3 protein-coding genes are annotated in these 3,237 nt (G+C 38.7%); all 3 read left to right on the forward strand.

All coding sequences use genetic code 11. The features are described 5' to 3' along the window. Positions 1–636: 636 nt before the first annotated feature. The 3 genes from AB4589_RS18995 to AB4589_RS19005 all read left to right on the forward strand — a co-directional run bounded on the left by AB4589_RS18995 (position 637) and on the right by AB4589_RS19005 (position 2,568). Positions 637–1,299: a hypothetical protein gene (locus tag AB4589_RS18995; protein WP_061024339.1), complete on the forward strand. Its 663-nt coding sequence runs from the start codon at positions 637–639 to the stop codon at positions 1,297–1,299. 139 nt (positions 1,300–1,438) lie between these two features. Continuing rightward, the gene (locus tag AB4589_RS19000; RefSeq protein WP_061024342.1) at positions 1,439–1,975 is read left to right on the forward strand and encodes a hypothetical protein; all 537 of its coding nucleotides are present in this window, start codon (positions 1,439–1,441) and stop codon (positions 1,973–1,975) included. 80 nt (positions 1,976–2,055) lie between these two features. Then, complete coding sequence (locus AB4589_RS19005) at positions 2,056–2,568, forward strand: hypothetical protein (protein WP_082315258.1); 513 nt, start codon at positions 2,056–2,058, stop codon at positions 2,566–2,568. Positions 2,569–3,237 lie beyond the last annotated feature (669 nt).

Here is a 3,237-nt window from a genome sequence, read left to right on the forward strand (position 1 = left end):
CATATTGTTTTTCAAAGTTTACTGGATTAGATACCTAAGAGCACTGTGTCTTCTCGTTCGATTATAATCAACCAAAGAGTGCTCGAAGCGGACACATTGAAAAAATCGGTAAACTTACGCACCTTGTCCGTTTGAAAAAAGAGAAAGGCTGATAGAACCCTGTTTACTGAACTATCGAAGCGGGTCAAGAGCTTTGTGCTCTGTTGCCAATAGGTAAGTCCGTGTCATTTTCGATATGTAGTGGATGAGTAAAACTAACCACTAGTTCGTAGGTGTTTTGAATAAATCACCTTAGCAATACTTATCCAAGATCTCGCAATCACCACGGATTCGTAACAAGGTTTTGTCCAAAGACGTGCTGACGCCGATCTCGGCAAACACGTCTTTGCCCCAAACCGATTTAGAGCAAAAATGTTATCTACCGATCCTTATAGCGACTTTCCATACCAAAACTAATTGTTAGGTAAAAGGCATACCATGTACCTATAGTTGTCTGTTTATGGGACACCTACTTCTATCCATTTAATGTATTTCCAATTGCGCAATACGATCTATTTACGCATGAAAGTGTTGTTTTATGCGTAAATAGATCATATTGTAAGGCTGTGTCGTTAAACAATGAAGAGGTGCATTAAAATGGCGTTTAGAGCAGATGAAGAAAAAAAAAGGGGTTATGAGAAAGCCCTAAACTACTTAGTCCCAAGAGATGGTAGTCCAGAACTTAGGGAGCAAGCTAGACAGCTAATTATAGACCTAATCGACAAATATGGTCCTGTAATTGACTCATACCCATCTTGGCACCCTATGGTGTCTAATCATGATGATAGATACCCTGTTACAACTCCTAGCTATGAATGTGGCTATAAGGGCTTGGATCATACAATATTCCTTGCTCATGGCTTTATTACTTGCCCTTACCATGGCGCGGACGAGGTGATAGATGCTGTGAATAGGCTGCCTAATAACCATGTAGCTGAAATCGTAGCAGAACGCCTAGAGATTCCTTTATACAACTCAGCAACCGAATCAGTATTAGTTAAATGTGAGTGGCATGATGCTCTACCTTTAGATCGTATGATCCCTAAACACATAGCAATTCCACTAATGCTAGAAAAAGAAATTCCTTGTTGGAGATGGTCAACGTTTGGGGAAACTTGGGAAACGATGAGACCTTATTTTTTAGGTGATCCATATGGTAGTAGATCGTCTCTTTTTGTTAGCCAAGAGACTGGTCATGCAATGAAAACAATTTGGAATGCGATTATCAATACAGGAATGTATGGCCCAATTCGAGTATAAGTAAGGGAAATAGTGAATCAGCACATAAGTAATTGTTATTAAATGCTTTTTAGTAGAATCGCACTGAAATTTTCTGATTTAGTATGCAGATTTCCACGTATCACTTTTGCAGTAGACCTTTCAAGGAGTCTGTAGCCAAATGTCAAATAAAGAACCAAACAAAGTTCTGCAATGTTTATCAGTAACAGTAATGCTGGGAGTATCCTTGTATTTTGGTTCGATGAGTAAGCCAACAGAAATGGCATTGGCTATAACAGCTGGCTTCTTAGGGCTAATATTTGCCAATCTAGATAAATTCAAGAGCTTTAGAGCCGGAAATCTTGAAGCTCAATTGAGAGAAGAACAAATAGAAGCTGTTTTAGAAAAAGAAACTGAAACTTCGATTGAAGGAATAGACGAAGTCAATGCTCAAGTACCGAATGTTAATCTAGTTTCCGAAAGCTCGAAGAATGTCCTGACGGCCTTACAAGACCATAAATATACATGGCGCTATGTATCAGGCTTGTCTAAAGAAACAAACCTAACTCGAATTCAAGTTAAAGAGTCACTTCAATGGCTTTCAGAACATGGTTATGTTAAGAAATCACTTGGTAAAAATGGGGAAATTTGGGCGTCTACCCCAGAGGGACGCTATCTATTTGCATTAATTCGTTTTAACAGTATGGTCGATGCATAGGCACTAAAACGATGCCGTTAGCTTTATTTCGTACTAACTAATTTCTACTCATATGCCAGTTTGGCAACTTAGAGGGTTTTATGGATTTGTTTGAAAAATATCAGACATTCGTTGCAGGCTTGATTGGTTTTTTAGGAGTGATGGCTACTATAAAAGCAAACAGTGAGCAAAATAGAGCACAATTACGTGAAGAAAGAAAACAAGAAAGTAGTGCTCTTAGGTGTACATTAATAGAAGAACTTCGGCTAATTTCGGGCTCGTATACCTTGAACATAGAGGGTCTAAGTAATCGTAAGGTCTATCCCATTGCGTACATCCCTTCAACCCCGCATATTCAAGCGTTTAAACAATTAGTACCCAAGTTTGGACTACTGAATGCTAACGAAATTAAGAAAACAATGTTGGCTTATCAGTTGATTCAAGAGCTACCTGATAGGCTTCGCTTCTTACAAACAATGGATCAATCGGTGCATATCGAAAATTTTATCGCTATAGATGAATCACAGTGTAACAACGCAGTAGAAGTTTTTGATTCGATGCTTAGTCCCGTACTACAAGCTATTGAAATATTAGAGTGTTACGATAAACCTTAGTAATCATTTACGGCTAGTTTAAAATATAATCCAGTAAAAAGCTGAACCCACTCGATATTTAGATAGTTATCGGTGTTCCTTCAAGAGGTCTATCGTTGTTTAGTTGTGTATCAGTAAAATTAACCACTAAGCGAGAGGTTTTACTGTACCTCAGGTAATCCGTGAAACCCTAATTTAGGACAGTATATAACTCGAAAATGTCCAGAGGCTTCATAGGCCTGAAGTTTTACTCGTGGCACTTTTCTCAAAAAGTGCCAGCTAACTCAGATCTGCCCCAAACCTTCTCAGACTCAATTAGTGGGCGACCTAGCCAGTACACCAAGTTAATCTAATCGGTACTTTAGTCTCATATAAGGAATTTTTCAGTAATTTACCCTCCGTAACTATATGTAGATTCACACAACAGGTTGATAGCAGTTGAGTATCACAACAAATGTCAGCAACATAGACGGAATGCAAAGACGGAAAAGTTCGCCTATAAAGCGTTAGATTTTATTTAAGTTAAACGGCGTTGGTATTTTAGGGCGATCCAAGTTTTAGACTTTGTTGGATGACGCCTTTTAGCTCAGTACCATCGTATGGAATAGCTGGTGACCTACATATCCGACTACCTGAAACTTGTCGTCGAAATACACGGAACGGGACGACTCTGTCTCTAAACTGAATTAC

Source organism: Vibrio sp. 10N.222.49.A3, assembly GCF_041475145.1.
Lineage (GTDB): Bacteria > Pseudomonadota > Gammaproteobacteria > Enterobacterales > Vibrionaceae > Vibrio > Vibrio tasmaniensis_A.

Excerpts from the sequence above, each read along its gene's own strand:
- AB4589_RS19005 (WP_082315258.1), top strand. The coding sequence starts at position 2,056 with ATGGATTTGTTTGAAAAATATCAGACATTCGTTGCAGGCTTGATTGGT.
- AB4589_RS18995 (WP_061024339.1), top strand. The coding sequence starts at position 637 with ATGGCGTTTAGAGCAGATGAAGAAAAAAAAAGGGGTTATGAGAAAGCC.
- AB4589_RS19000 (WP_061024342.1), top strand. The coding sequence starts at position 1,439 with ATGTCAAATAAAGAACCAAACAAAGTTCTGCAATGTTTATCAGTAACA.